At 71.2% G+C, this 25615-nt stretch carries 23 protein-coding genes; 7 read left to right on the plus strand and 16 right to left on the minus strand.

Translation table 11 applies throughout. The annotated features are described in order from the left end of the window. Positions 1-12: 12 nt before the first annotated feature. Positions 13-300, minus strand: a complete 288-nt coding sequence (gene rpsO, locus RV983_RS10965) for a 30S ribosomal protein S15 (RefSeq protein ID WP_475985603.1) — start codon at positions 298-300, stop codon at positions 13-15. Between the two features lie 183 nt (positions 301-483). Beyond that, positions 484-1953 (minus strand): type VII secretion integral membrane protein EccD, encoded by a 1470-nt coding sequence (eccD, locus tag RV983_RS10970; protein WP_475985604.1) that lies wholly within the window; start codon positions 1951-1953, stop codon positions 484-486. Between the two features lie 294 nt (positions 1954-2247). Between eccD and eccCa the strand changes: the two genes are divergently transcribed. Beyond that, positions 2248-6198 (plus strand): type VII secretion protein EccCa, encoded by a 3951-nt coding sequence (gene eccCa, locus RV983_RS10975; protein WP_475985605.1) that lies wholly within the window; start codon positions 2248-2250, stop codon positions 6196-6198. 137 nt (positions 6199-6335) lie between these two features. Here eccCa and RV983_RS10980 read toward each other — a convergent pair whose 3' ends face one another. Beyond that, complete coding sequence (locus RV983_RS10980; RefSeq protein ID WP_475985606.1) at positions 6336-6863, minus strand: hypothetical protein; 528 nt, start codon at positions 6861-6863, stop codon at positions 6336-6338. Positions 6864-6911: 48 nt separating this feature from the next. Continuing rightward, on the minus strand, positions 6912-7304 hold the full coding sequence (locus RV983_RS10985) for a VOC family protein (RefSeq protein ID WP_475985607.1): 393 nt from the start codon (positions 7302-7304) through the stop codon (positions 6912-6914). Positions 7305-7414: 110 nt separating this feature from the next. Between RV983_RS10985 and RV983_RS10990 the strand changes: the two genes are divergently transcribed. Continuing rightward, positions 7415-7840, plus strand: a complete 426-nt coding sequence (locus RV983_RS10990) for a GNAT family N-acetyltransferase (protein WP_475985608.1) — start codon at positions 7415-7417, stop codon at positions 7838-7840. Positions 7841-7930: 90 nt separating this feature from the next. Here RV983_RS10990 and RV983_RS10995 read toward each other — a convergent pair whose 3' ends face one another. Further along, positions 7931-8449, minus strand: a complete 519-nt coding sequence (locus RV983_RS10995; RefSeq protein ID WP_475985609.1) for a GNAT family N-acetyltransferase — start codon at positions 8447-8449, stop codon at positions 7931-7933. 159 nt (positions 8450-8608) lie between these two features. Here RV983_RS10995 and RV983_RS11000 point away from each other — a divergent pair, with 159 nt between their 5' ends. Together RV983_RS11000 and RV983_RS11005 are read left to right on the plus strand one after the other, a co-directional pair. After that, positions 8609-9013 (plus strand): SRPBCC family protein, encoded by a 405-nt coding sequence (locus RV983_RS11000; protein WP_475985610.1) that lies wholly within the window; start codon positions 8609-8611, stop codon positions 9011-9013. 22 nt (positions 9014-9035) lie between these two features. After that, positions 9036-9740 (plus strand): alpha/beta fold hydrolase, encoded by a 705-nt coding sequence (locus tag RV983_RS11005; RefSeq protein ID WP_475985611.1) that lies wholly within the window; start codon positions 9036-9038, stop codon positions 9738-9740. 126 nt (positions 9741-9866) lie between these two features. On the opposite strand, the gene RV983_RS11010 is transcribed toward RV983_RS11005, so the two are convergent. The 11 genes from RV983_RS11010 to eccB all read right to left on the minus strand — a co-directional run bounded on the left by RV983_RS11010 (position 9867) and on the right by eccB (position 20375). Continuing rightward, positions 9867-10535, minus strand: coding sequence for a hypothetical protein (locus RV983_RS11010; RefSeq protein WP_475985612.1), 669 nt, complete (start codon positions 10533-10535; stop codon positions 9867-9869). A 44-nt stretch (positions 10536-10579) separates the two neighbouring features. Then, positions 10580-12097 carry a putative T7SS-secreted protein gene (locus RV983_RS11015; RefSeq protein WP_475985613.1) on the minus strand — a complete coding sequence of 506 codons (1518 nt, stop codon included), beginning with the start codon at positions 12095-12097 and terminating at the stop codon, positions 10580-10582. After that, positions 12094-12822 (minus strand): hypothetical protein, encoded by a 729-nt coding sequence (locus RV983_RS11020; RefSeq protein ID WP_475985614.1) that lies wholly within the window; start codon positions 12820-12822, stop codon positions 12094-12096. The genes RV983_RS11015 and RV983_RS11020 overlap by 4 nt, the downstream gene beginning before the upstream one ends. Next, positions 12819-13127, minus strand: coding sequence for a hypothetical protein (locus RV983_RS11025; protein WP_475985615.1), 309 nt, complete (start codon positions 13125-13127; stop codon positions 12819-12821). Before RV983_RS11025 ends, RV983_RS11020 begins: the two co-directional genes overlap by 4 nt. A 51-nt stretch (positions 13128-13178) precedes the next feature. After that, entirely contained in the window at positions 13179-14558 is a 1380-nt protein-coding gene (locus RV983_RS11030; RefSeq protein WP_475985616.1) for a S8 family serine peptidase, read from the minus strand. Positions 14559-14640: 82 nt separating this feature from the next. Next, positions 14641-16104: a hypothetical protein gene (locus RV983_RS11035; RefSeq protein WP_475985617.1), complete on the minus strand. Its 1464-nt coding sequence runs from the start codon at positions 16102-16104 to the stop codon at positions 14641-14643. A 56-nt stretch (positions 16105-16160) separates the two neighbouring features. Then, on the minus strand, positions 16161-16481 hold the full coding sequence (locus RV983_RS11040) for a hypothetical protein (protein ID WP_475985618.1): 321 nt from the start codon (positions 16479-16481) through the stop codon (positions 16161-16163). A 22-nt stretch (positions 16482-16503) separates the two neighbouring features. Further along, positions 16504-17628 (minus strand): type VII secretion-associated serine protease mycosin, encoded by a 1125-nt coding sequence (gene mycP / locus RV983_RS11045; RefSeq protein WP_475985619.1) that lies wholly within the window; start codon positions 17626-17628, stop codon positions 16504-16506. Between the two features lie 301 nt (positions 17629-17929). Then, entirely contained in the window at positions 17930-18220 is a 291-nt protein-coding gene (locus tag RV983_RS11050; protein ID WP_475985620.1) for a WXG100 family type VII secretion target, read from the minus strand. A gap of 100 nt (positions 18221-18320) precedes the next feature. Beyond that, on the minus strand, positions 18321-18647 hold the full coding sequence (locus RV983_RS11055; RefSeq protein WP_475985621.1) for a WXG100 family type VII secretion target: 327 nt from the start codon (positions 18645-18647) through the stop codon (positions 18321-18323). Positions 18648-18845: 198 nt separating this feature from the next. Next, positions 18846-20375 (minus strand): type VII secretion protein EccB, encoded by a 1530-nt coding sequence (gene eccB / locus RV983_RS11060; RefSeq protein WP_475985622.1) that lies wholly within the window; start codon positions 20373-20375, stop codon positions 18846-18848. 260 nt (positions 20376-20635) lie between these two features. On the opposite strand from eccB, the gene eccE reads away from it, so the two are divergent. From eccE to RV983_RS11075, 3 genes are all read left to right on the plus strand, one after another. Next, a complete protein-coding gene (gene eccE / locus RV983_RS11065; RefSeq protein ID WP_475985623.1) occupies positions 20636-21973 on the plus strand; it encodes a type VII secretion protein EccE in 1338 nt (445 codons plus the stop codon). After that, entirely contained in the window at positions 21973-22818 is an 846-nt protein-coding gene (locus RV983_RS11070) for a hypothetical protein (protein WP_475985624.1), read from the plus strand. Before eccE ends, RV983_RS11070 begins: the two co-directional genes overlap by 1 nt. Positions 22819-23174: 356 nt before the next feature. After that, positions 23175-25541, plus strand: a complete 2367-nt coding sequence (locus tag RV983_RS11075; RefSeq protein WP_475985625.1) for an SCO5717 family growth-regulating ATPase — start codon at positions 23175-23177, stop codon at positions 25539-25541. Positions 25542-25615: the final 74 nt, after the last annotated feature.

Consider the following 25615-nt stretch of genomic DNA (forward strand, 5'->3'; position numbering starts at 1 on the left):
CTCTACGGCGTCTCAGCGGGCGCCGGCCGCGCCGCGGCGGATGCCGAGGCGGTCGACGAGCGCACGGAAGCGCTGGATGTCCTTCTTGGCCAGGTACTGCAGCAGGCGGCGGCGCTGGCCGACCAGGATCAACAGACCACGACGGGAGTGGTGGTCGTGCTTGTGGGTCTTGAGGTGCTCGGTCAGGTCCGAGATGCGGCGCGAGAGCAGCGCAACCTGGACCTCGGGGGAGCCCGTGTCGCCCTCCTTGGTGCCGAACTCGCCGATGATCTGCTTCTTCGTCGCGACGTCGAGCGACATACGGTCTCCTTGTGTTTCGGTGCCTTCGAGCGCCCCTGGTCTGTGTCACAGGGGAATCTGCGATGACTCGGAAGGCGGGACGCGCCGCACGGGGGCAGACGCATCGGTTACACAGAGTACCACCCCGGGCCCGGTGCGATGTCCGGATCCGGGGTGGCGGGCACCACGTTCGAGCAGGCGGCCTCAGCCGCTCGTCATCCCGCGGGCCTTGGCGTACAGATCGAGCACGGCGAGGCAGATCGGGATCAGCGAGAGCAGCACCGCGGCCTCGGCCAGATCCAGCATCCGGCCCCAGAAGGGGGTGACGCCCTTGTTCGGGACGACCAGGGCGATCGCGACCAGGAGGGCGGCGCCCAGGGCCACCGCGGCCGACAGCCACACGGTGCGGACGTCGAGCGAGGAGTGGTTGCCGCGCAGCAGGTCGGTGAGGATGTCCGCCGGCAGGTTGAGCGCGAGCCCGATGACCAGCAGGCCGATCGTGACGACGCCCGCGACCATCAGCGTCACGACCTGCGAGGTGTAGCGGAACAGCCGGGCGCGCGTCAGCGTGGCGAGACCCATGACCAGCGCGAGCAGCTGTGCCCAGGCACTGTCGGAGAAGCCCAGCACGACGCCGGCGGAACCGACGATCGCGGCGGCGCAGCCGGCGACCAGGCCGAGCAGCAGCTCGTGGCCGCGACGGGCCTGGTTGGTGATCAGCTCGAAGTCGACCGGCTCCTCCTCACCCTGCCGCTCGGCGTCCCCGCGGTGACGGGAGGCGACCTGGTCGGGCGAGCGGAAGCCGATCGGCAGCCGCGCGAAGCGGGCCGACCAGCCGGGCAGGAATCCGACGACGGCGATCATGACGACCGCGGTGACGGCGGCGGCCTCGCGCGGCGCGGCCTCGGTGAGGATCGCCACGAAGGTGGCGAGGGTGCCGACGCCGGCGGTGAAGGACGCCGCCACGAACGGGGCGTCGCCCTGCGGCAGCAGCAGCACGAGCAGCACCGACGCGGTCAGCACCACGACGCAGCCGATGAGGAAGTGCAGCCGGCCCGGGCCCTCGCCCTTGTCGACACCCATCACGCCGGAGCCGGCGACCAGCAGCAGCGGCAGCGAGGACAGGCCGAGGGCGACGGCGGAGTACCGGTCGTCGTAGACCCGCGCGCGCACGCCCGCCAGGGCGACCAGCACCAGGCCGGCGGCGCCGGCGAGGACGCCGGGCAGCCCGTGCATGTCGTGCCTGACCGGCTCGGAGAACCACAGCACGAACGCCATGAGGGCGAGCAGGACGACGCCGGCGGTGAGGCCGACGCCACGCATCAGGGCGTCGTTCCAGCTGCGCCGGTCGCTCTGGACGGCGGCGGCGACCGCGTCGACCACGTCGTCGAAGACGGCGGGCGGCAGCGAGTCGGCGAAGGGACGCAGGAGGAGCAACTCACCGTCGTACACGCGCTGTTCGGTCAGGGAAAGGGTGTCGTCGAGCACCCTTCCGTCCCTGCGGACCAAGTTGTACCCGGTGGGTGCGGCTTCCTCCGGGGTCTGGCCCGACAGGCGCAGGATCTCCGGATAGATGTCGGAGAGCGGCACGTCCTCCGGGAGTGCCACGTCGATCCGGCTGTTGGGCGCCGCCACCGTGACTCTGCAGAATCCGGTTGCTGAGACCGTGCTCACCTGAAGTTGTCCCCCTCGTCCGACGGTGGGTGGTTTGGGGTGGCATCGACGCGGCCGTCCAGGGTCGGACCCCCGTCCGCGCCTCGCGATCCGTCACCCTACCCCTTGCCCCAACTCCCTTGTCCCCCACCTGTCCCACTGCCCCGCGCCTGTCATGCCCAGTAGGATCACCACCTGCCTGTGGTCCAATGCCCGGCCCCCGAGGGGCCGGTGCGAGACCGGACGTGCCATACGGGGGACCGTCGCCACGGGGGCGGCCCGAAACTGCGATTCGCGTGAAGGACTGGTGCATCGGTGAGCGTGGTCGTCATCAAACGCCCGCCGCGGGTATACCCGCCGGAGGTGCCGAATGAGGAGGTACGGCTCGTAGCCCCGCCCGAACTACCGCGCGGCGAGGACCAGGGCCTGCTGATGAACCTGCTGCCCATGCTCGGCATGGGTTCGTCCGCGGCCTTCTTCTTCCTGCCCACGGGGAGCGGGGGCTCCGGCGGGTTCATGAAAATCATGGGCGTACTGATGATGGGTTCCACCCTCGCGATGGTGGTGGCCCAGATCGTCCGCTCGCGCAAGGGCCCTTCCGGCCAGATGGCCGAGGCCCGTCGCGACTACCTCAAGTATCTGGCGCAGGTGCGGCGGGGGGTCCGCAAGACCGCCCGCAAGCAGCGTGACGCGCAGTACTACCTGCACCCCGCTCCCGAGCAGCTGTGGGCGCTGGTCGCCGAGCGCTCGCGGGTGTGGGAACGCCGTTCCTCCGACGCCGACTTCGCGCAGGTGCGGGTCGGGCTCGGACCCCAGCAGCTGTCCACTCCGATCGTGGCGCCGGAGACCGCTCCGGTGGACGAACTGGAGCCGCTGACCGCGCACTCGATGCAGCAGTTCATCGCCGCGCACGGCTCGCTGGACAACCTGCCGCTGGCGGTGGGGCTGCGCTCCTTCTACCACGTGACGATCTCCGGCGACCCGGACACCGTGTACGGCCAGACCCGTTCCGTCATCGGCCAGTTGTGCTCCCTGCACTCGCCCGAGGACCTGGTCGTCGCCGTGGTCGCGGCGCCGGGCGCGCAGTCGGAGTGGGAGTGGACGAAGTGGCTGCCGCACGCGCAGCACAAGGAGCAGGACGGCGCCGGTTTGCGCCGGCTGGTCTGCGGCGATCTCGGCGAGGTCGAGGACCTGCTCGCGGACGAGCTGGACGGCCGCCCGCGCTTCAACCGCGACGGCCAGACGGTCCTCGACCAGCCGCACCTGGTGATCGTGCTCGACGGCGGCGGCGTCCCCGCGGACTCGGTGATCGCCTCGGCCGAAGGTCTGCAGGGCGTGACGATCCTGGAAGTCGTCCCCGGCGAACTCGACGAGATGCGCGGCTCGCTGTCGATCCAGGTGTGGCGGGACCAGCTCTACCTGGAGGCCGGTGCGGGCACCTTCGTCGGCACTCCTGACGTGCTGTCCGCGGTGCAGGCCGAGTCGCTGGCCCGGCAGCTGGCGCCGCTGCGCCTGGGCGCGGCCGACGCGGACGAGCCGCTCCTGGCGAACCTGGACTTCACCGATCTGATGGGGATCGGCGACGCGTCCTCGGTGGATGTCGCGCGGACCTGGCGGCCGCGGACCCTGCACGAGCGGCTGCGCGTGCCGATCGGCCTGGGCGAGAGCGGCGAAGCGGTCATGCTGGACGTCAAGGAGGCCTCGCAGGAGGGCATGGGCCCGCACGGCCTCTGTGTCGGTGCCACCGGCTCCGGCAAATCGGAGCTGCTGCGCACGCTGGTGCTGGGCCTGGCGGTCACCCACTCCTCGGAGACGCTGAACTTCGTCCTCGCGGACTTCAAGGGCGGCGCGACCTTCACCGGCATGGGCACCATGCCGCACGTGTCGGCGGTCATCACCAACCTCGCCGACGAGCTGACCCTGGTGGACCGCATGCGCGACTCCATCACCGGTGAGCTGACCCGGCGCCAGGAGCTGCTGCGGCAGTCCGGCAACTACGCCAACATCACCGACTACGAGAAGGCCCGCGCGGCCGGGGCGGCCCTGGACCCGCTGCCCTCGCTCGTCCTGATCATCGACGAGTTCTCCGAACTGCTGGCCGCCAAGCCCGACTTCATCGAGATGTTCATCCAGATAGGCCGCATCGGCCGGTCGCTGGGCGTGCACATGCTGCTTGCCTCGCAGCGCCTGGAGGAGGGCAAGCTGCGCGGCCTGGACACCTTCTTGTCCTACCGCATCGGTCTGCGCACCTTCTCCGCGGCCGAGTCCCGCACCGCGATCGGCGTGCCGGACGCGTACCACCTGCCCAATGTGCCGGGAGCGGGCATCCTGAAGTACGGCACCGACACCATGGTGCAGTTCAAGGCCGCGTACGTCTCCGGCACCTACCGCGCGCCGGGCACGCGCACGGCGAACGGGGCCCGCATCGACCGCTCCCCCGTGCTGTTCACCGCGGCGCCGGTGCCGGTGCGCATCCTCACCGAACCGGAGCCGCAGGCACGCTCCGGCCAGGTGGACGACGCGCTGGCCGACACCGTCCTGGACGTGATCGTGGGCCGCCTCGAGGGCCAGGGCCCGCCCGCCCACCAGGTGTGGCTGCCGCCGCTGGACGAGCCGTTCAGCGTCGACCAGGTGCTGCCACCACTGACGGTGAGCACCGAGCGCGGTCTGCACGCCGACGGCTACACCGCCACCGGCAAACTCACGGTGCCCGTCGGCCTGGTCGACAAGCCCTTCGAGCAGCGCCGCGACGTGATGTACGCGGACATGTCGAGCTCCGGCGGCCACGCACTGGTCGTCGGCGGCCCGCAGTCGGGCAAGTCCACCCTGGTGCGCTCGCTCATCGCGTCCTTCGCGCTGACCCACACCCCGAAGGAGGTCCAGTTCTACGCGCTGGACTTCGGCGGCGGCGGCATGCTGGCCCTGGACGGGCTGGCGCACGTCGGCGGGGTCGCCTCGCGGCTGGACGCGGAGAAGGTCCGCCGCACGGTGGCCGAGGTGCACGGCATCCTGGGCGCCCGCGAGGAGTTCTTCCGCAGCAACGTCATCGACTCGATGAACACCTTCCGCTCCCGACGGGCGGCGGGTCACTTCCCGGACCAGCCGTGGGGCGACGTGTTCCTGGTCATCGACGGCTGGGGCACATTCAAGACCGACTACGAGATACTCGACCCGGTCATCAACGACATCGCCGCCCGCGGCCTCGGCTTCGGCATCCACCTGGTCATCACCGCCACCCGGTACACCGAGATCCGGCCCGCGCTGCGCGACCAGATCCTCAGCCGGCTGGAGCTGCGGCTCGGCGACCCGATGGAGTCCGAGTTCGACCGCCGGCGCGCGGAGAACGTGCCGGTCGGCAAGCCCGGCCGCGGCTTGTCCCCGGAGAAGCTGGACTACCTGGCGGCGCTGCCGCGGATCGACGCCTCCTCGGGGGTGGAGGACCTGTCCGAGGGCATGGCGCAGCTCGTCGCCCAGGTCAACGCGGGCTGGCCGGGCCCGGTCGCGCCGAAGGTGCGGATGCTGCCGACGATGCTGCCGTCGACCGACCTGCCCAAGGGCGGCGACTTCTCCGACCGCGGCATCGCGATCGGCGTGGACGAGCTCACGCTCTCGCCGGTGTTCGTGGACTTCGAGACCGACCCGCTGATGGTGATCTACGGCGAGAGCGAGTCCGGCAAGTCCTCGCTTCTGCGGCTCATCGCCAAGCAGGTCAGCGAGCGCTACGAGTCCGGCAAGGCGCTGTTCGTGGTCTCCGACTTCCGCCGGGCGCTGCTGGGCCAGGTACCGGAGAGCCACATGTACAAGTACTGCGCCTCCGGCCCGCAGTTGCAGGAGGTCATGGAGTCGCTGGCCGGCTCGATGAGCCGGCGGATGCCCGGCCAGGACGTGACGCCCGAGCAGCTGCGCAACCGCAGCTGGTACACCGAGCCCGACGCGTGGGTCTTTGTCGACGACTACGACCTGGTCGCGACCTCGATGGGCAACCCCATGCAGGTGCTGATGGAGTACCTGCCCTTCGCCCGCGACCTGGGCCTGCGCATCATCTTGTCGCGCAGTACCTCGGGGGCCTCGCGGTCCTCCTTCGAGCCGTTCCTCACCCGGACCAAGGAGCTCGGCGCGACCGGCATCATCCTGTCCGGCGACCCGGGCGAGGGGCCCGTCTTCGGCAACACCAAGGCGGCCAAGCTGCCGCCGGGGCGGGCGCAGTTCCTCACCCGGCGGCGCGGCAACCAGCTGATCCAGACCGGTTTCCTGCCGGAGAGCTGACGGCGGGCGGTGCCGTGCGCGGCACGGGCGGGGCGGGGGCGGACCGGGGGTCCGTCCCCGCCCCGTTGCCGTACCGGGCTGGGCTGGGCTGGGCTGGGCTGGGCTGGGCGGCCTACTGCGGCTGAGGGCGCGGCGGCTCAGCCGCGCCGGGTGGGCGGACGGTAGGCGGGCGGGACGTCGCGCGGGTCGGCGGCGCCTGCGGCACCGGTGCCGCGCGCTCCGGGCCCGTCTGGCCCGTTCCGGTCGTCCTGCGCGCCCAGCTGGTCCTGCTGGTCCTGCTGCTCGAACCACCGGGCGGCGCGCTCACGCGCCTCGGCACGCTCCTGCGGCGTCATCTGCTCGTCGATCCGACGCAGTTCGGCCATACGGTCACCGACCGCCCCGCGCCAGACGCCGGAGTCCAGGGCCTCGCGCATGCCGAGGCGGCCGTTCAGGACCTCACGCGCCATGTCCTTCAGCGGGCCGGTCACGTTGGGGTTGTCAGCCAGCGTCCTGAGCGCCTTGTGCAGGCGGCGGGCCTGCTCCGGGTCGGCGGCGACGTCCATCAGCTCGGTGTCGCTGATCTCCTTGCTCATCGGCTCGGTGCCCCCGGTCGTGTACGTCGTGAGAAGGGTGTGCGGGCCATCGTGCCACTCCCCGGCCATGGGCGGGAGGGGTGAACTCACCGCCGGCCACCGCGTCATGGGACGACGTCGTTCCGGCGGCCGCCTGCTTCAGGAGGCGCCGGACGACGGCTCGAAGGAGGTGTCGATGACGCAGAAGCGGTTGCCCTCTGTGTCGGCGAGCACGACGAAGTCGGGGTCCGGCGGGTACAGGTCCCAGTCGACGCGCTCGGCCCCGAGGGCGACCAGCCGCTCCACCTGTGCCACCTGATCGGCGGCGTCGTCGGCGTACAGATCGAGGTGCACCCGCGGGTGCTCCTGGACGGGGGTCGCGGTCCGGTCCACGGCGATGCCGGGGCCTGCGCCGCCGTCGGCGGGGACCAGCACCGCCCAGTCGTCCCCGACGTCCCCGTCACGCGGCGCATACCCGAGTGCGGCACCCCAGAAGGCCGCGGCCCGACGCACGTCCGCTGCGCCCAGCACGATCGTCCCGATGGTCAGCATGGCTCGATGATGACAGCGGCCACCGACAGTGCCCCGGCCGCCCGGACGGCTGCGAGGATGGGGACACGACTTCTCCGCCACCCAGTGGAACGCACGGCATCCGCGTCGTCATGGCCCACACCGCCGGCCTGGACAGCGCCGTCCTGGACGCGGCGCACGCCCTGCTCGTCGAGGCCTTCGACGGCGGCCTGGACGACGCGGACGGGGAGCACTCCCTTGGCGGCATGCACGCGCTGGTGTGGGAGGGCGCCGACCTGTTCGGGCACGCCGCCCTCGTCCAGCGCCGCGTGCTGCACTCCGAACGTGCCCTGCGGACCGGTTACGTCGAGATCCAGGACGTGCGCGCGGACCGCCGCGGGCGCGGCCACGGCGCCGCCATGATGGACACGCCCCAGGCGCGCCGGCCGCCGCCGACGGATCCGCCGACTTCTGCGCGGCCCACGGCCGTGGCGGGGGCCGACCTTCGTGCGCACGCCGGAGGACGGCGACTGCGTGTACGTGCTGCCGGTGGACGCGCCACTCGACCTCGCCGGTGACCTCGTGTGCGACTGGCGGGACGGCGACGCCTGGTAGACCTCGACCCGGCCGTCACCGTATGTCCTTCGGTCAGTCGATCCGCCGGTCCGTCAGCCGGCTGCCGTGAGCTCCAGCCGCCAGTCGTTGCAGCGGATGGGGTTGCCCGCGGGGTACTCGAAGTCGCACTCCTCCACGAGCGTGAAGCCGAGTCTGCGGCAGATCGCGTTCGACGCCGGGTTGTCGACCTTGGGGTACGCGTGCAGGGAACGCGGCCCGCGCCCGGCCGCCGCCCTCGCCAGCACGATGATCTCCCGCCCGGCCGCCACGGCGATGCCGCGGCCCTGGTGCTCCGGCAGGACGCTCCAGCCCGTCTCGTACACCGTCTCGCCCCGCCAGGTCCGCTCCCAGTACCCGATGGTGCCCGCCGACTCGCCCGTGGCCGCCAGCACGATGCGGAACATCCCCCCGCCGCCCTCGTCGTCCCGCACCAGATACCGCAGGTGCCGTGCCCGCAGCTGCTCCTCGGTCTCCGGGCCGCCCAAGTGCTCCATCATCCCGGGCGCGTTCGTGCGCCGCAGCAGGGCGAGATCCTCCTGCCCCCACGGCTCGATCCGTACCTCGACCGTCATGCCCGGCTCCCCTCGTCGCTCCTGCCGATCACATCACGAGGGTCGGACATCGGGGGACGACGCGACCGATGAGTCCGGGCGCCGGCGCCGGTCTGCCCCCTCGTGACAAGGAGTGCGCCGCGCGCTCTCCGCCGCCGTGTCCGAGGAAGGCAGACCGCCATGAACGACATCACCATCACCCGGGTCTTCGACGCGCCGCTCGCCAAGGTCTGGAAGGTGTGGACCGGGCGCGAGTACTTCGCCCAGTGGTTCGGCGCGCCGCTGCCGACCGTCGTCAGCGACGTCCGCACCGGCGGCGCGTGGAGCGCCACCGTCACCACCCCGCAGGGCGAGATGCCGCTGGGCGGCACCTATCGCGAGGTCGTACGGCACGAGCGACTGGTGTGGACGATGGGCGGCCCCGACGGCGTCGAGGTCGTCATGGACGCCGCGTTCACCGACCACGGCGACAAGACCGAGGTCGTCTACCATCAGCCCGGTGTTCCCGCCGAGCACTGCGCCCAGACCGAGGCCGGCGTCCACCACATCCTCGACAGCTTCGCCTCCGTCCTGGCGCAGGCGTGACGCCGGAAAGGAGCTCGCGACCGTGACGACCACCACCACGACCTATGTGCTGATCCCCGGGGCGGGTGGCAACAGCGACTGGTACTGGCAGCTCGTGGTGCCGGAGTTGCGCCGCCGCGGCCACGAGGCCCTTGCGGTGGAGCTTCCCGCGGACGACGACACGGCGGGGCTGGAGGAGTACGCGGACGCGGTCGCCGCCGCCGTGGGCGACCGCGCGCACCTGGTGCTGGTCGCCCAGTCGATGGCCGGCTTCACCGCGCCGCTGGTCTGTGACCGTCTCAAGGACCGGGTCGACCTGCTCGTCCTGGTGAACGCGATGATCCCGGCCCCCGGTGAGACCGCCGGGGACTGGTGGGCCAACACGGGCCAGCCCGCCGCCCGGCGCGCGCTCGACCTGGCCGAGGGCCGCCCGGCGGACGCGGATTTCGACCCCCTGGTCACCTTTTTCCACGATCTGCCGAAGGCCCTGGTCGATCAGGCCCTCACCCGTGACCCCCGCCAGTCCGACACCCCGTTCGGCGTCCCCTTCCCGCTGTCCGGCTGGCCGGACGTACCGACCCGCGTCGTCGTCGGCCGCGACGACCGGCTCTTCCCCCGGGACTTCCAGCGGCGCGTCGCCCGCGAGCGCCTCGGCATCGACCCGGACGTCCTGCCGGGCGGCCACCTGGTCGCGCTGAGCAATCCGACGGGCCTGGCGCGACTACTGGCGGGCTACCGGACGGACTGAGGGCACCGGGGCTCACGGGGTCGCTTGGTGCCCTGCGGCTCCGTCGGCTACCTCATGGATACGAGGGCACACCGCCGCGCGGATCGACTCCGCACGACACGGTGGGCACCATCCTGACCACCCACGTCACAACGGGAGCACGTTGTTCCCCGAGCGGAGAACGGCTTGGGCGTATGCGGCCCGGACGTCCAGGCGTCGTGGATCGAGGTCGTACACCGCGGTACTGACGCCCCGTCGGTCAAGCACCGTGCCGGCACCCGGCGTACGCCACCTGGTGCGCTGCGGGCCGTCGAGGTCGATGGGATCCGAGCCGTCGACCAGCGAGTACACCAGTTGCACGAGCCACAGCGGGAACCAGATCGGGGCGAGCAGCAGGTAGAACGTCCACGCGTACCAGGAACCGGCCTTGCCCACGGTCGGTGGTGCCGCGTCGGCGGGCCGGATCGTCCACCGGACGCGCCGCGGCCAAGGCAGGACGCGTCCCGAACGGCGGCTGATCCGGGCCAGCGGGGCGCCCTCGGGGGTACAGACCTCGTACTCGGCGCGGTCGGCCGGGCGCACGACGCACAGCAGTCCGCCGTCCGCACCGCCGTGGATCCACAGCGCGTTGGAGGAAGCGGCGCCCGGGTTTCGGGACCCGGGGGATTCATAGACGTACGCCAAGGCCGCGGCGTCCCGTGGGTTGCCGGGCTGCCTGATCGCCAGGACCAGCCGGGACCCCTGCCGCTCCGGGTCGGCGGGACCGGGCGGGGAGACCCGGAACGCCTGCCGGGACGCGGGTGCGGGGAACGGCATCTGCTGAGCCGGGGCCGACCACCCCGGGTGACTGTTGCTCACGGCTATCCGAAGGGGTTGATGGTGTCGACGATCCGACCGGCCGTGGAACGGGCCTGATCGATACTTTCATGGACCTTGTCCGACGTGTACTGCACGTCCTCTGTCACGTGGCGCACGCCCTCCTTGTACAGATCCTTCGCGCCCATGGCGGCCTCGTACCCGCGTGCCGTCCAGGACCGCGGGTCGATGTACTTCCCGACGACGGTGCCCGCCTCGTTCACGACCGGCCTGACGGAGTCCGCGAGAGCGGGGATACGTGACAACGGCGTGCGCTCGATCAGCTCCGGCATGATCTTCCGGAACGGGGCGTCGAGGAGGGACGTCCCCGCCCGGTACAGCGTGGAGTCGCCGAACTCCTTGGCAACGGCGAGGGCGAACCGGTCCGCGAACTTGTCCGCGGTGACGTGGATGGCGTGCGCCTTGTTGCCGAGGGAACCCCAATTGCGCGCCACCCACTTCTCGGCGTCGTCACCGAACTTCGCGGTTCCGCCGACCGCGTCGATCAAATCGCCGGCGCGTTTCCATGAATCCGCCGCCTTCGCGCCGAAGTCGAGGACGTTCATGGGGATTTTGACACCCTTGAGTGCGCCCACGGCAACCTTGCCACCGCGTGCGAAGTCGCCGAAGGGCACGAATCCGACGATGTCGAGGCCGATGTCCAACCACGAGCCGTCCTTGGCCCCCAGAGCCCAGCCACCGGCGTGGAAGGCGAGTGCTCCGGCGTTCAGGGCCATGCCGATGGCCTCGAAGACCACGGCACCCACGATGGTCTCCGAGAAGACGAGCGCCAGGACGTCGCACGCCGCGCTCGCGTAGCCGAGCCAGTCGCCGATCTTGTAGAGCAGGTCCGCGTTGTTCTTCAACCAGTCCAGGACGTCGGCGGCGAGATCCTTGATCCTTTCGCCCAAATCCTTCAGGGAATCCAGGAAGCGGTCGAAGAGACCGGGCTCGTCCGGCGCGCGTTCGGCGGCCTTGCGGATCGCCTCCGCCGCGGCACGGGCCGCCGCCTCGTGGTCGCTCAGCAGGTCCTGGGCCTTCTTGATGACGGTGTTCAAGCCGTCCGTAGCCTCGTTGACCCGCTTGACGGCGAAGTCGAGCCGCTTTTGAGCGTCCTGCAGCGCAGCGTCGGTGTCGAAGGTCCGTCCCGCCAGTTGGAGATCCGGAGCGGACTGCGCCGAGGTCAGAGTCCGGCGGGCCTGCTCGGCCTCCGTCTCGTACCGGACTGCGAGCGTCTGGAAGTCCGTCAGTTGTGACTGCCAGCGGTGCAGGGCGTGAGCGGCGTCGATCAACGAGCCGTACCCGTCGATCAGATATTTCGGCAGTTCGCCGACTTTCCTGGCGAAGCCGTCCGCCGCGTCCCCCTCCCAGACACCGTCGCTCTTGCCCAGCCGGGTCAGCGTGCCGTGCGCCTCATTCAGCTGATTGCCGACTTTGCTCAGGGTGGTGACGAGCTGGGCCACCGACGACGGAACCCCGGGCGCCGGGTCAAAACCGAGGGCGTCGTAAGTCTGCGTGGTCATGCGTACGTCGTCCTCTCCTGGGCCTTCGCGGCGGTCGCCGGCGGGGCGCCGTCACCCGTACCGTCCTCCGTGCCCGCGAAGCTGACGGTGTCGGCGATGTCCGCGAGTACCGCCTGGTAATGGAACAGATCCTGGGCGTCGGAAGTACTCAAACAGAACAGGAGCATCCGGTTCTCCTGCGGAAACGGCAACCAGAGCTCGATCCGAACGAAAAACCTTTCCTGTTCACCGTCCGGAAGTGTCCACACGGCGCGTGAGCCCGCGACGTTCACCACGGCAGGTCCGGCGGGAAGGGTGACGAGCTGGGCTTCGCCCCCGTCGTTGGTGGAAGCGAGCGTCTCCACGATGCCGGCGGCGGCAAGCGCGGGATCCGCATTGTCCAGCTCCCGCACGCTGATCAACAGCGTGCAACGGCTGACCCGTTCGGGTGCCTGAGTTCCGTCGGCCGTTCCCCCGATGGGGAAGATGCCGAGTGCCTGGTAGACGACACCATCTGCGGCGAGCTGTTGCGCGTTCGCCGCGTGCACGGCCGTGAACATCCTGCGCAGCGGCTCCCAGTCCTCCCGGTCACCCCAGTAGTCGCGGGCGTATGCCCGCATCCGCTCCGTGAACGTGTCTTCATCCAGGCCTATACCAAGGGGTACCTCATGGAACTCCGGCTGCACCTCGAACCGGAACGCCGCGGCACCTTCCTCCTCCGGCCCGCTCTTGGGCGTCGATGTCATGTCGTCCCCCCCTTGCCCGACGGGTTGAAGGAGGCCGCGACCTGCTGCTCCAGGGTCTCGTACACCTTCCGGGTATCCTCCAGACCCTTGGTGACGCCGCCCGTCGCGTCCGCGATCAGCCCGATCCCGTACCCCCAGGCGTCCTGGAAGTCGTCGCAGGCCGCCTCCAGATCCGCGAAGCCGGAGCCCTTCGGGCCGATGTCCTTCAGAACCTTCATCGCCGAGCGCATCTCATCGGCGCAGTTCCCCAACTGGGTACCGAGATCCGCGAGCGCGTCGAGTTCCACCTTGTAGTAACCAGCCATAGCCGATGTCGTCTCCCCGTTGGATGTGCCGGACGTGCGAGCGGCTGTTCGTTACTGGCGCCCCGAGCCCCATGACGAGGGCGGCGGCGTCTGCTGCTGCCCCCCGTACGGGTTCTGCGCGTACGGGTTGCCCTGCTGCTGGGGCTGGTATTGGTGCGGCGACGCTTGCGGCTGCCCGTACTGCGGGTGTCCGCCGCCGGGCGCGCCGGGACCGCCGGGCCCGTTGTTGCCGCCGCCCTTGTTGCGGCGGGCGATCTTAACAATCACGAAGACGATCAGAGCGAGGACGAGGAGGCCGGCCAGACCGATCACGCTGAGGGCGATGAGCTGCTTGCGGTCTGCTGCGACCTGCTCGTCGTCGCTCATGGCGCCGCCGGTGACGTTCGGCGCGGCGGACGAAGGGTCGGCCGTGGCTCCCTGGCCGCCACCGTCCTGCCCGGTCTTCAGCGACTCCGGCACAGCGAGCGGGCCGTACGTCGGTCCGGCAGGCACGTCCTGGGTGAGCGCGGCGAGGGGCTGGATGTAGCCGTAGCCGTAGTGCTTGTCCGGGAGCGGGATGCCCTTCGCGGACGCGGGCAACCCAGCGGTCCTGGTGAGGCGGTTGACAATCTGACCTGCAGTCAGGTCGGGGAACTTGGCGCGGAGCAGGGCCGCCGCGGCGGCGACGAAGGCGCTTGAGTCCGAGGTGCCGGTGCCGGAGCGGTAAGCCGCGTTGGTCTTGCCTCCGGCGCTCACGATGGAGGTTCCAGGTGCCGCAAGCAGCACTTGGGGACCGAAGTTGGAGTCCTCCCAGATCTCACCGTCGTTCTGGACGCCCCCCACCGCGACTGCGCCGGGATGACCTGCCGGATAGCTGACCTGACTGCCCTCGTTACCCGAGGCCGCGATCACGACGACGTTCTTCCGGAGTGCGTACGCGACGGCGTCCGCTTCCGCGTCGGCCTTGACCGCACCTCCGGACGACACGTTGATCACGGACGCTCCGTGATCAACGGCATACCGAATCGATTCGGCGAAGCCGCCGTCGCGATGTCCGTCATCGCGGATATCGAGAATCTTGGCATCGGGAGCGAGTCCCATGACCCCGTCGGCCCCGCCCGGACCATGGCCGTGGGCCGCGATGATCGAGGCCATGGCGGTGCCATGGTCATCGCCAGGCTCAGGAGCTGTCGAGCCGCCGTCGATGAAGTCCTTGCCTTCGATCACATTGCCGCTGAGGTCGACGTGATCGGCGTTGACCCCGGAGTCGATGACCGCGACGGTGACGCCCTCGCCCTTGGAGACCTTCCAGACGGATGCCGCGTCGAAGGCCTTCAGCGGCCACTGGTCTTCTCTCGTCTGGTCCGCTGAAGCAACCGGTGCAGCGGCGAAGATCAGCGCACCTGCGAGCACAACGCCGCCCATTGAGCGCAGCGTCGGTTTGAAGGCCATTCCATGTCCTCTCTCAGGCAGTGTGGGGGCTACGGCTTCGCCGGCCGAGCCCCCACGCTGTTCTACAGGCTGCTGTGTGCCACTACTCGATGACCCGAGGAGCGTTGTTGCGTTCCGGCGTCCAGGTCTCCTCGTCCTCGACCAGGTAGTCGGGACGCTCACCCTCGCGCCGCTCTTCTTCTTCCGCCTGACCGCTCTGGCCTCGGCCCATCATGCGGTTCGCGCCCTTGCCGGTATTGCTCCCGCTGCCCGCACCCGCGGCGCCACGGCTCTTGTGCAGGCCCGAGCCGCCGGGCGTGCCGCGCGTGCCCGATCCGGTGCCCTTGGCGGCGCCCACGACACCGCCGCCACGGCGGGCGAGGCTGCCACCACGTCCGGCGGTGGCACCGCCCCTGCCGCCCGCTCCGGCGCCCGCACCGCCGGCACCCGGCATTCCGCCCCGGCCTGCCGCTCCGGCGCGGGCGGCGCCGCCCGCGCCGGAACCGCCCGCCCTACCGCCACGCCCGCCCAGGCCTCCCAAAGCCCCCGGGACACCGGCACCGGCGCCGCCGACGCCCGCGCTACCACCGGCCCCGGGGCCGCCGACACCACCGACACCACCACCGACGCCGGCGGTGCCGCCGCCATAGCCACCAGTCCCGGTCGTGCCCCCGGCGGTACCGTCGATGGCGGTACCGACCTGAGGTTTCGTACTCGGGGCCGGCTTCTGCACCCCGCCGGTGATGCCGTTGTCCCGGGGCGGCTTCACCTCCCTGACCGGCGACACTGTGCCCCCCGACGTCCGTCCCGTCGAACGGCTTGAGGTGTCCGTGCTGGGCCGCACGATTTCCGGGGGCACCACGACCGGAACGGGCGCGACGCCGCCCGGGTCACCCGGGTAGTCCTCCGACTCGTCGTAACGCCTGGGCGCCGGCTTCTTCGTCCACGTCCCCATCGAGCGCGACTGCGCGTTGTACCCCGCGCCCAGCTGCTCCATCTTCACAGCCATTTCGAGCTGCGCTTCCTTGCCCGCCGACAGCGAGCCGCGGCTGCGGTCGAGCGCGGACTGCGTGTCCACCCCGTTCGCGAGGTCCGCGTGCAGCTGCGCGTCGCTGCGGTCGAAGCCGTCGCCGAGCGCGTCGCCCCAGCTGGACAGGGTGCCGGGCTTCTCCATCGCGTCGACCTGCGGCTTGATCGTCTTGAGGACGGACGCCGCGTTGGTCATCGCCTGCGAGGTGTACTTCGCATACGTGGAGCAGTCCGTGATCATCTTGCTGATGACCGTGGCCTGCGCGCGGAACCCCTCCGCCGCGGCGCCGTCCCAGTGCTGGGTGATGTGCTCGACGGCGGCGTCGAAGACCGACTTGGCGCTGCCCGATCCGGTGATCAACTGGTCGTGCACCTGGAGCCAGCCCTTGGCGCAGGACTCGACCTCCACGTGATCGGCGTTGGCGACCATGGCCTTCATCTGGTCCATGTTCTTCGCGCCGGCGAAGTTCGTGGTGTGATCCCCGGCGTAGCACTGCGTCGGGGCCTGGTACTCGTAGTACGTTCCCTCGTCAGCCATGATTCCTGTCCCCCTCGGCGACCGGCACGACGTTCATCGATCCGCGCATGATGTGCTCACTTACCGCTGCCGGACATGCCGCCCTGCGCGTCGTATTCGGCGTCCGAGTAATGGCCGTGCACCTTCTTGGTCTTGCCGCCGAAGTCGTTCATGACGCCGTGGATGTAGGACACAACCGACTCGATGTGCGTCTTCATCTCCTCGTGCGCACGGGCCAGTTTGTCGGCCTCCTCGAATCCGGATCCGAGCGCGCCGGGCGGCAGATAGGTGTCGTTCACGGCGCAGACGTTGGCAACACCCAATTGGCTGATCACGCCGTTGAGCTTGGTGATCGTGTCCTCTAGCTCACTCAGATCGACCTTGTACTGGTCACTCATCGTGTGGCTTCCCCGTTCCTACTCATGTGTTGATCCCTCGCTTGCGACGCCAGTCGCCGAGGACGACCCCGCCTCCCACCAGCAGGGCGACGCCCCCGGCCGCGCCGCCGACCGTGTAGACGGCGTAGCGCTCGGTGCGTTGCTCGGGGCTCTCGCCGAGGACGACCGTGGCGGCCTCGATCTTCTCGTGGCCACCGGGGTTGACGACCGGATCGGGCGTCGGGGCGGCCTGGGGAGTGGTGGCGTCGTCGTTGACCGCGGCGACGGGGTCGATGACACCCCAGCCGACGAAGTCGTCGCGGCCGGGCTTGCCGCGGTCGGCGGTCTGCTCGATCTGGGTGATCACCTGGCGGTAGCCCCAGTCGGGGTGCTTGGCCCGGATCAGGGCGGCGACGCCGGAGACGTACGGCGCGGAGAAGCTGGTGCCCTGGTCGATGCAGTGACCGCCGTAGGGGACGGTGGAGACCATGTCGACACCCGGGGCCGCGACGCCCACGAACGGGCCCGGCTGGGAGAAGTCGGCGCGGGCGTTGTCCCGGTCGGAGGCGCCGACGGCGAGGACGCCGTCGTAGGACGCGGGGTAGGTCAGCTTGACCTTGCCGTCCGCACCGTCGTTGCCGGCGGCGGCGACGATGAGGACGTCGTGGTCCTTGGCGTAGTCGACGGCCTGCTCGAGCGCCGAGTCGGGCGGCATCCTGGACGCGGTGTCCTGCGAGATGTTGATGATTTTGGCGCCGCTGCGCACCGCGTAGCGGATCGCCTCGGACATCGTCTTGACCGTGCCGCCGCCCTGGTTGTCGTTCTGGCGGACGGCGAGGATCGAGGCGCGCGGGGCGATGCCGACGAAGCCGGTGTCCGCGGCGGGGCGGGCGGCGATGATGCCCGCGACCTTGGTGCCGTGGCCGACGTCGTCCTTGGTGCCGTCGCCGTGACGGTCGAAGTAGTCCTTGCCGCGCGCCCCTTGCCGACGCCACTGCCGACCTCGCGGGCTATGGCCGGGGCGAGTTGTCTGTTCCCGTCGTCGACGCCGGTGTCGATGACGGCGACGACGACGCCGAGGCCCTGGGTGTCCTGCCAGAGCTGGTCCAGGACGATGCGCTGCAGCGACCAGGGCGTGCCCGCGATCGGGTCGGACGGGAAGGAGCACTGGGTGTCGTCGATCTGGAAGCGTTCCCCCAGGCCGCCGCCGTCCGCGAGGACGGTCCGTACGCCGTCGGCCGAGGCGTCCACCGCGGGAGCGCGCCCGGCGGCCCCGGCGGCCGGCGGGCCGAAGGCGGTGATCGCCGCGGCTGCGGCGATTGCGGCGGTGCGCCTCACGGCGTGCGATCCCACTGCTGTTCTGTCCTCCCGTTGTGTGCGGTTCGCGGGCCGAACCGCCGATGAGGGCGAGCACGTACGTCGTCCGTACACGCCCGCCCTCATCGCGTATGACGCGGCCAGGCGCGCAATCAGCCCCAGATCTGCCGGTTCTTGTTCTCGGTGTCCTGGTAGTTCTGCGCGGCGGTGTCGAGCGCGCGGGCGATGGCCTCCAGCGTCTGGTGCATGGAGGCGGCGCGCTGGTCCCACTCGGTCTGCTTGGCGCGGTAGGCCTCCTGCGCCGAGCCTTCCCACGTGGCGGCGATCTTCTTGACGCCGGACTCGAGTTCGTCCAGCTGGCGCTTGACGTTGTTGGCCGTCGTACGGACGTCCGTCGCGGCCTGGGAGATGGTCTGGAAGTTGACCAGGATCTGCCCGGACATGTGATGTCTCCTCAGATGTTGGATTCGGACCGGAACGGCCTGCGCTGCGTGCGCGGCCGCACGCGCGTGACGAGCGGCGGGCACCGGCGCACGGGGCCGGTCATCCGAACGGGTTGCCACCCTGGGCCGAGATGCTCTGGATGGACGCGCGCTGCTCCTCCTCGGAGGCGGAGTAGTTCCGGGTGCTCGCGTCGACGGCTTCCTTGATGTCGCCCAGGATCTGGTTGATCTTGTTGGCGTCCTCGTTCACCTGCGTCTGCAGGTTGTTGTACGCCGTGGCAGCGGAACCCTTCCAGCCCGAGGTGATCGTGTCGATCACGGTCTGGAGGCGGCGAATCTCGCCCTGGATCGAGGAGTTGACCGTGGAGATGCGGCTGCTGAAAGCAACCATCTCCTCCTCGGTCATGGTGAACTGCTGTCCAGCCATGTGTGGCATCCCCCATGAGACGTAGAAGATCCGGTATCCGATCGACAACGTTGGGTGTCGTCGGTCTTCAACTCTAGCCAATACCCGTGACAAGGCGAACAGGTAACCGGTTCCGTATCGGGATCCTGACCCTCATCACCAAACCCTCACGTTACTGCGGGGGTTGACGGTCGGTCGACGGTATTGTTCCGGCCTTGATCAGGAACCCTGCGCCTGCTTCGCGGCGCCTTCGTCGAGGGTCGGACCGGTCGCCAGAAGATCGGACCAGATCTTCGGCACGGGCACCGGGGAGTTCTTCCCGTAGCCCAATTTGGTCTGGACGACGGCGACTTCCTGGTCCTGCTTGGCGGCACCGCCCGCGTCACTGTCCCCCGTCGTCGGCACCGAGTAGCGCAGGCCGGTGTCGGTGACGAGGTAGATCGACCCGATGCGCTTGTCGGTGCCGTCGTACGCCTTGTAGAACAGGCCGCTGCCCGGGGAGACGTAGGTGTTCGTACCGCTCTGCGCGACGTCCCGGGGGAACTTGCGGCCGGCCCACATCGTCATCGCGGGCTGCTTGGTGAGCTTGTCGTCGGTGCCGCCGTACACGCTGCACGCCACCCGGCGGCCGGCCTTCTCGTCCTGGGTGTTGGCCTGGGTGACGGCCTTCTCGGGCCAGCCCAGGTTGTTCAGATAGGTCTCGCTCGCCTGCGCCGAGGCGACCTCGCCGATGCCGACGGACGCGGGCTCCGGCGAACCGCTGTACAGCGACGCCGCCTGCGGGATGTTGAGCAGCAGCTTCGCCACGAAGTCGGTGACCCGTACGACCCGGTCCTTCTGCACCACGTACTGGTCGTTGTTGGCCTTGAGGACCAGGCCGACCTTCGCGTGCTCCGGGCTCAGCCCCGAGGCGGCCGAGGCGGCGCCGAGGTCCGCGACGGGCGGGAAGTAGAGGGCGCCGTTCCTGCTGTTGAGCGTCGACAGGAAGGCCGCGTCCACCTTCTGCGGCTGTGCGGAGGCGCCGAAGACGACCTGGCGCAGGAGGTTCACCGTGACCGGGTCCTGCTTGCCGCCGGGGTCGCCCAGCAGATAGGCGTTGCCCTTGTCCGTCACCAGGTACTGGGCGCCGCCGGGCACCTCTATGTACATGGCCTCGTCGGCCCGCAGCCGGTTCCGGCCGCCGACGAGCGCCGCCTCCTTGGGCTTTTGCTGATTGATGACGAACACCGCGCGCTGCGTGGCCGCGTTCGTGCCGCCGCCCGGTGCCTCGCACAGCGCCCAGGTCTTGGCCTTGCCCGCGTCGTCGGCGCCCGGCAGCCGGTCGGGGGCGTACGGGATGCCGATCGTGGTGCCCAGCGTCATGCCGCTGTTGTCCAGCACCGATTCCTTGACCTTGATGACGCCGAACTTCTCCGGGTCCAGGAGCAGCCGGGCGGAGGCGAGGTTGAGGACGGGGTGCAACTGCGCCTCGCCGTTGGTCTTCAGGACCACGTAGCGGGTGGTCGACTCGTCGCCGACGATGACCTTCTCGGCCGGCTTGTTCCAGCCGGTCGGCGCGGAGGGCTTGAGTATGCCCCAGAAGCCGAAGGCCACGACTATCAGCAGCGCCACGACAAGACTGGGGGCGACGGTCTTGAGCGGGCGCGGGGCCGCTTCCTCCGAACCGTGCGGCGAGGGCTGGAGAAACGCTGCCACCGTGCGCTTGCGCGCGAACGAGTAGGCGTTCAGCTCATCCCTGCGTGTCGCCATCCTTGCGTCAACTCCCCGTTGTTCGCTGCTGTGTCGGCGTGCCCGGCGGCAGGGCCCGCATCGCCGCGACGACGGCGGGGCCAATGGGGCCCCTACTATGCCGTGTGACGATCGCACCGTACGGTACGGGGTAGGGTGATCGGCCCGCCAGCCGCCGCCGAGAGCGTCCCGTGGGACGACCGGGGCCCTGGGCACCGCGGAGCGGCCGAGCACACGTACGAAGCAGACGTACGAACGGAAGCAGAAGGGCTGTACGGGGGATGACCACCGCGACCAGGTCCGGGCGCACGTCCGGGAACCAGCCACCGCCCGCCCACTCCGGTCCGCCCGGGTCGCCGGGCGGCGCCTCCCCGGGTCCGCGGGCCCGGGCGGCGGCCCCGGTGATGACCCGTCGGCCGGGCGGCATCGGCCCGGTACGGGTACAGCAACTCGTGCTGATAGAGCTGGCGCTCGCACTCCTGCTGGGCGGCTTTCTTATCCACAGGGTGATGGGGCCGGTCGTTGCCGCCGTCATCGCACTGCCGCTGGTGCTCTTCGGCCTGCTGCGCAGGCGCGGCCGCCCGATGCCCGAGTGGATGTCCGCGGCAAGGGCGCTGAAAGTCCGTCAGCGACGCAACGCGGCCCCGGTGCCGCCGGGCACCGACCCCGGCTTCGTGCCCGCCGTCGAGTGCGATCCGGCGCTGCGCACCTACAGCTTCACCGACGAGCGCGAGCAGCGCGAGATCGGCATGGTCGGCGACGGGACCTTCCTGACCGCCGTGGTGCAGGTGCAGGCGGTCGACGAACCGCTGCGCCCGGCACGCGGCACGCGCTCGCTGCCGCTCGACCTGCTGCACGGCCTGCTGGAGGTGGACGACATCCGCCTGGCGTCCGTGCAGGTCGTCCAGCACACACAGCCCGCGCCGGCGCCGCACCTGCCGCCGCAGGCGGTGGCCGCAAGGTCGTACGCGCCGCTCCAGGCGCAGTCGCGGACCCCCGGGCTCCGGCTGACCTGGATCGCCATCAAGCTCGACCCGGAGCTGTGCCCGGAGGCCGTCAAGGCCCGCGGCGGCGGCATCGCCGGTGCCCGCCGGGCGCTGCTGCGCGCCGCCGACCACCTGACGAGCCGGCTGGTGGGCGCCGGGCTGCAGGCCCACGTGCTGACCGAGCCGGAGATCATCGCCGCGGTGGCGACGTCGAGTTGCGTGAACCCGCTGGCCACCACCGGCGGCGCCGCCCTGGACGGCAGCCGTCAGGCGCGCCGTACGTCGGAGAGCCCGCGCGCCTGGCGCTGCGACGACCGCTGGCACACCACGTACTGGGTGAGCCGCTGGCCCCGGCTGGGCACCCAGGCGACCGGGCTGCCGGACCTGGTCGGACTGCTGACCTCCTCCCCCGCCCTGGCGAGCACCTTCTCGCTGGTGGTCGCACCGGGCGGGAGCCGGGCGTCGCTGCTGTCCGGCTACGTGCGGCTGACCGGCCGCAGCGAGAACGAACTCGTGGAAGCCCGCACCCAATTGGAGCTCCGGGCGACCGCCTCCAAGGTGGGTCTGGTACGGCTGGACCGTGAGCAGGTGCCCGGCATCCTCGCCACGCTGCCCCTGGGAGGTACCCGCTGATGTCGGCCCCGACCGTTCCCGCCTTCGGAGGACAGCGCCCCGGCGCCGGTTCCGGATTCCCCGGCGGAGCCGAACCGCGCCCCTCGCACCTGCCGCTCGGCCCCGATCGCGGCGGCCCGGCGGGCGAGGGCACCGCGCGGCGCACCCTGCGCGCCGCCTTCGGTCTCCTCGGCCCGCGCCGCGACCGTCACACGATGGCCGCCGAGCAACTGTCCGGCCTGTCCCTGCCGATCGGTGACGACGGTGTGGTCATCGGCGTCGACGCCGCCAACCAGCCTGCGGTGCTGGCCCTGAGCCGGCCGGCCCGGCTGGACGTCCTGCTCATCGGCAGCATGTGGCTGGCGCAGGTGCTGTCGCTGCGTGCCGCCGCGACCGGGGCGCGGGTGGCGGTGGAGACCGCCCGCCCGCAGTCCTGGGCGCCCATGGCACAGGCGGCGGGCGGCGGTCAGCAGTGCGTGACGGTGCACGAGGTCGGCCGCATCGCGCCGCAGGGCCCGTCCGTGCAGAGCCCGGTGGTCATCGTCCGTGACTGCGGCGCCCGCCCGCCGCGCAGCCGGGTCGCGGCGCAGTCCTGGCAGTCCGTGATGACGCTGCTCCCCTATCTCGGCCCGACCGCGCCGCGCCTGCTGAGCAGCGCGGACCTGGTCGGCATCCAGCGGGTCTCCCCGCAGGAGGCCGAGGTCATCGGCCAGGTGATGGGGCTGTCGGACGCCGACGTCGCCACGCTGCCGACACTCGGCGACAACGTGACGATGTGGTGCACGCGCAAGCACCGGCAGTTCGTCATGACGCAGCCGACCGACGCGGAGTCGGGTCTGCTGGGCCAGGCCCGCCGGGTCGACTAGCCGTAGCCGTACGGTCCGGGTCCGCCCGCCCCGGGCCCGTCGGCGTCCTTCCCCCGCCCGGTCCTCGACGGCGGGGGACGCGGGCGTTTCCCGGACCCGGTGGCGGGCATGGGGGCACGGGGGACCGGTGCGGGTGCCGGGGCGTCAACTCGCCGAGGCCCGGCGACCGGACAGGACAAAGCGGGCCTCATGTCATGGTGCGGGCCGTGAGGCCAATGGCACTTGCCGTCCGTGCGGGGCGAGTGATTAGGCTCTTGCGGTGAGCCGCGAAAGGCTTGCCGCGGATCTCCACGACCGGGGGAAGCGTGTCCGCGCCCGACGGGGCGGGCACGTACATCAGTTGACCAGGAGGCACAGTGAGCAGCGATCAGGACGACATCCGCGCGGGCGCGGCCGCCCCGGACGGGGATCAGTCCGACGCGGACCTCACGGGTGAGTTCCAGATCGACTACGCGCCCCCGTCCTGGTACACGCAGCAGGCGGGCGGCGGTTCGACGTCCGCCGCGGCCGGCACTCCGCCGCCGTCACCGGTGGGACCGCCTGTCGGCCCGCCCGTGACGACCCCGCCCGTGACGACCCCTCCCGCCGCGGATCCGTCCTGGAACAGCGGCCCCCCGCAGACGCCGCCGCCCGCACCCCCGGTGTCGCCGGCCGCCGAGATCGCCCGCCCGGAGCCCGCGCGCACCGGGGTACCGGCGGAGCCGACGCGGGAGCGGGCGCCCGTGGACCCCGGACCGGACGCGCAACAGCCGCCGGAGCAGGCACAGGAGAACCGGGAGCCCGAGCCGCCCGCCCCCGCCCCCGCTCCCGCCCCCGTCCCTGCCCCCGCGCCGCAGTCCCTCGTACCGCCGCTGCCGCCGGAGTACCAGCCCGCGGCCCCCCAGCAGCAGCCTCCACAGCCGCCGCAGCCCCAGCAACCTCCGCAGCCCCAGCAGGGCTACGGCTACCCGCAGCCCACCGAGGGCACGCCCTGGAACGACCCCAACGCGCCGCAGCAGCCCGCGCAGCACCCGTACGGCTACGGCTACCCGCCGCCCGTGCAGGGTGGTTACGGCTATCCGCAGTCCGCCCAGGGGACGCCGTGGACCGACCCCCACGCGCCTCAGCCCCCGCACCCCCAGCAGGGCTACGGCTATCCGCCACCGCACCAGGCGCCGGCCCCGCAGCCGCCGCACCAGCCGCCGATGCCGTACCCGCAGCAGGGCCAGCCGCCGTATCCCCAGCGCCCGGTCCCCGGCCCGGCGCAGCCCATGCCGCCGCAGGCCGGCCCCAACCCGCCCGTCCCGCAGCAGGGTTACGGCTATCCGCAGCAGCCGGCCCCGCAACCGCACCAGGCGCCGGCCCCGCCCCAGCCGCACCAGGGTCAGCCGGAGGCGGAGGCCCAGCCGCCGCAGCCGCAGCCCCCCGTCGATCCGCGGACCGCGGCCGGCTGGGGCGGCCCCGGCCCCGGACAGGACCAGCAGCAGCGCGTCATGCACGGCGCCCCCCTGGGTTACAACGCGGCCGTCGAGCTGTCCTCGGACCGCCTGCTGCGCCAGCAGCCCAAGGCGCGCAAGAACAACAACCAGCCGTCCCGCTTCAAGATCGGCGCCAAGAAGGAGGAGCAGGAGCGCCAGCGCAAGCTGGACCTGATCCGCACCCCGGTGCTGTCCTGCTACCGCATTGCGGTGATCAGCCTCAAGGGCGGCGTGGGCAAGACCACGACGACCACCGCGCTCGGCGCCACACTCGCCTCCGAGCGGCAGGACAAGATCCTCGCCATCGACGCCAACCCGGACGCCGGCACCCTCGGCCGCCGGGTGCGCCGGGAGACCGGCGCGACCATCCGCGACCTGGTCCAGGCGCTGCCGCACCTCAACAGCTACATGGACATCCGCCGGTTCACCTCGCAGGCGCCCTCCGGTCTGGAGATCATCGCCAACGACGTGGACCCGGCCGTGTCCACGACCTTCAACGACCAGGACTACCGGCGCGCGGTGGGTCTGCTCGGCCAGCAGTACCCGATCATCCTGACCGACTCGGGCACCGGCCTGCTCTACAGCGCCATGCGCGGCGTGCTCGACCTCGCGGACCAGCTGATCATCGTCTCCACCCCGTCCGTGGACGGGGCCAGCAGTGCCAGTACGACACTGGACTGGCTCTCCGCGCACGGCTACGCCGACTTGGTGCAGCGCAGTCTCACCGTCATCTCGGGGGTCCGCGAGACCGGGAAGATGATCAAGGTGGAGGACATCGTCGCGCACTTCGAGACCCGCTGCCGCGGCGTCGTCGTGGTGCCCTTCGACGAGCACCTGGCCGCGGGCGCCGAGGTCGATCTCGACATGATGCGGCCCAAGACCCGCGAGGCGTACTTCCACCTCGCGGCCATGGTCGCCGACGACTTCATGCGCGCGCAGCAGGCACAGGGCCTCTACCCGGCCCCGCAGCCGATGCAGCAGCAGGGGGGCTACCCGCCCCAGGCCGGACAGCCCTACCCGGGGCAGCCGATGCCGCCGCAGCAGGGCGGCTACCCGCCCCCGCCGCCGCACCAACAGCCGTACGGGCACCCGGCCCCGCCGCCCCCGCCCGGCCCGGGGGGCATGCCGCAGGGCTGGACCCAGCAGCCGCCCCCGCCGGCGCCGCAGGCCCAGCAGGCGCCGCAGCAGCAGCCCGAAGAGCCCGAGCAGCCGGGGCAGCCGGGCACACAGGGACCGATCCCACCGGGCTGGACGCACCAGCAGTAGGAGCACGAAACCCGAGGGCCCGCCCCGCCGTCACGGCAGGGCGGGCCCTCGGCCCTGGTGCGCCCTCTCCCCCG

This window comes from Streptomyces sp. RLA123 (genome assembly GCF_056270165.1).

Excerpts from the sequence above, each read along its gene's own strand:
- rpsO (WP_475985603.1), bottom strand. The coding sequence starts at position 300 with ATGTCGCTCGACGTCGCGACGAAGAAGCAGATCATCGGCGAGTTCGGC.
- RV983_RS10985 (WP_475985607.1), bottom strand. The coding sequence starts at position 7,304 with ATGCTGACCATCGGGACGATCGTGCTGGGCGCAGCGGACGTGCGTCGG.
- RV983_RS10990 (WP_475985608.1), top strand. The coding sequence starts at position 7,415 with ATGGCCCACACCGCCGGCCTGGACAGCGCCGTCCTGGACGCGGCGCAC.
- RV983_RS10995 (WP_475985609.1), bottom strand. The coding sequence starts at position 8,449 with ATGACGGTCGAGGTACGGATCGAGCCGTGGGGGCAGGAGGATCTCGCC.
- RV983_RS11000 (WP_475985610.1), top strand. The coding sequence starts at position 8,609 with ATGAACGACATCACCATCACCCGGGTCTTCGACGCGCCGCTCGCCAAG.
- RV983_RS11010 (WP_475985612.1), bottom strand. The coding sequence starts at position 10,535 with ATGCCGTTCCCCGCACCCGCGTCCCGGCAGGCGTTCCGGGTCTCCCCG.
- RV983_RS11015 (WP_475985613.1), bottom strand. The coding sequence starts at position 12,097 with ATGACCACGCAGACTTACGACGCCCTCGGTTTTGACCCGGCGCCCGGG.
- RV983_RS11020 (WP_475985614.1), bottom strand. The coding sequence starts at position 12,822 with ATGACATCGACGCCCAAGAGCGGGCCGGAGGAGGAAGGTGCCGCGGCG.
- RV983_RS11025 (WP_475985615.1), bottom strand. The coding sequence starts at position 13,127 with ATGGCTGGTTACTACAAGGTGGAACTCGACGCGCTCGCGGATCTCGGT.
- RV983_RS11030 (WP_475985616.1), bottom strand. The coding sequence starts at position 14,558 with ATGGCCTTCAAACCGACGCTGCGCTCAATGGGCGGCGTTGTGCTCGCA.
- RV983_RS11035 (WP_475985617.1), bottom strand. The coding sequence starts at position 16,104 with ATGGCTGACGAGGGAACGTACTACGAGTACCAGGCCCCGACGCAGTGC.
- RV983_RS11040 (WP_475985618.1), bottom strand. The coding sequence starts at position 16,481 with ATGAGTGACCAGTACAAGGTCGATCTGAGTGAGCTAGAGGACACGATC.
- RV983_RS11050 (WP_475985620.1), bottom strand. The coding sequence starts at position 18,220 with ATGTCCGGGCAGATCCTGGTCAACTTCCAGACCATCTCCCAGGCCGCG.
- RV983_RS11055 (WP_475985621.1), bottom strand. The coding sequence starts at position 18,647 with ATGGCTGGACAGCAGTTCACCATGACCGAGGAGGAGATGGTTGCTTTC.
- eccB (WP_475985622.1), bottom strand. The coding sequence starts at position 20,375 with ATGGCGACACGCAGGGATGAGCTGAACGCCTACTCGTTCGCGCGCAAG.
- eccE (WP_475985623.1), top strand. The coding sequence starts at position 20,636 with ATGACCACCGCGACCAGGTCCGGGCGCACGTCCGGGAACCAGCCACCG.
- RV983_RS11070 (WP_475985624.1), top strand. The coding sequence starts at position 21,973 with ATGTCGGCCCCGACCGTTCCCGCCTTCGGAGGACAGCGCCCCGGCGCC.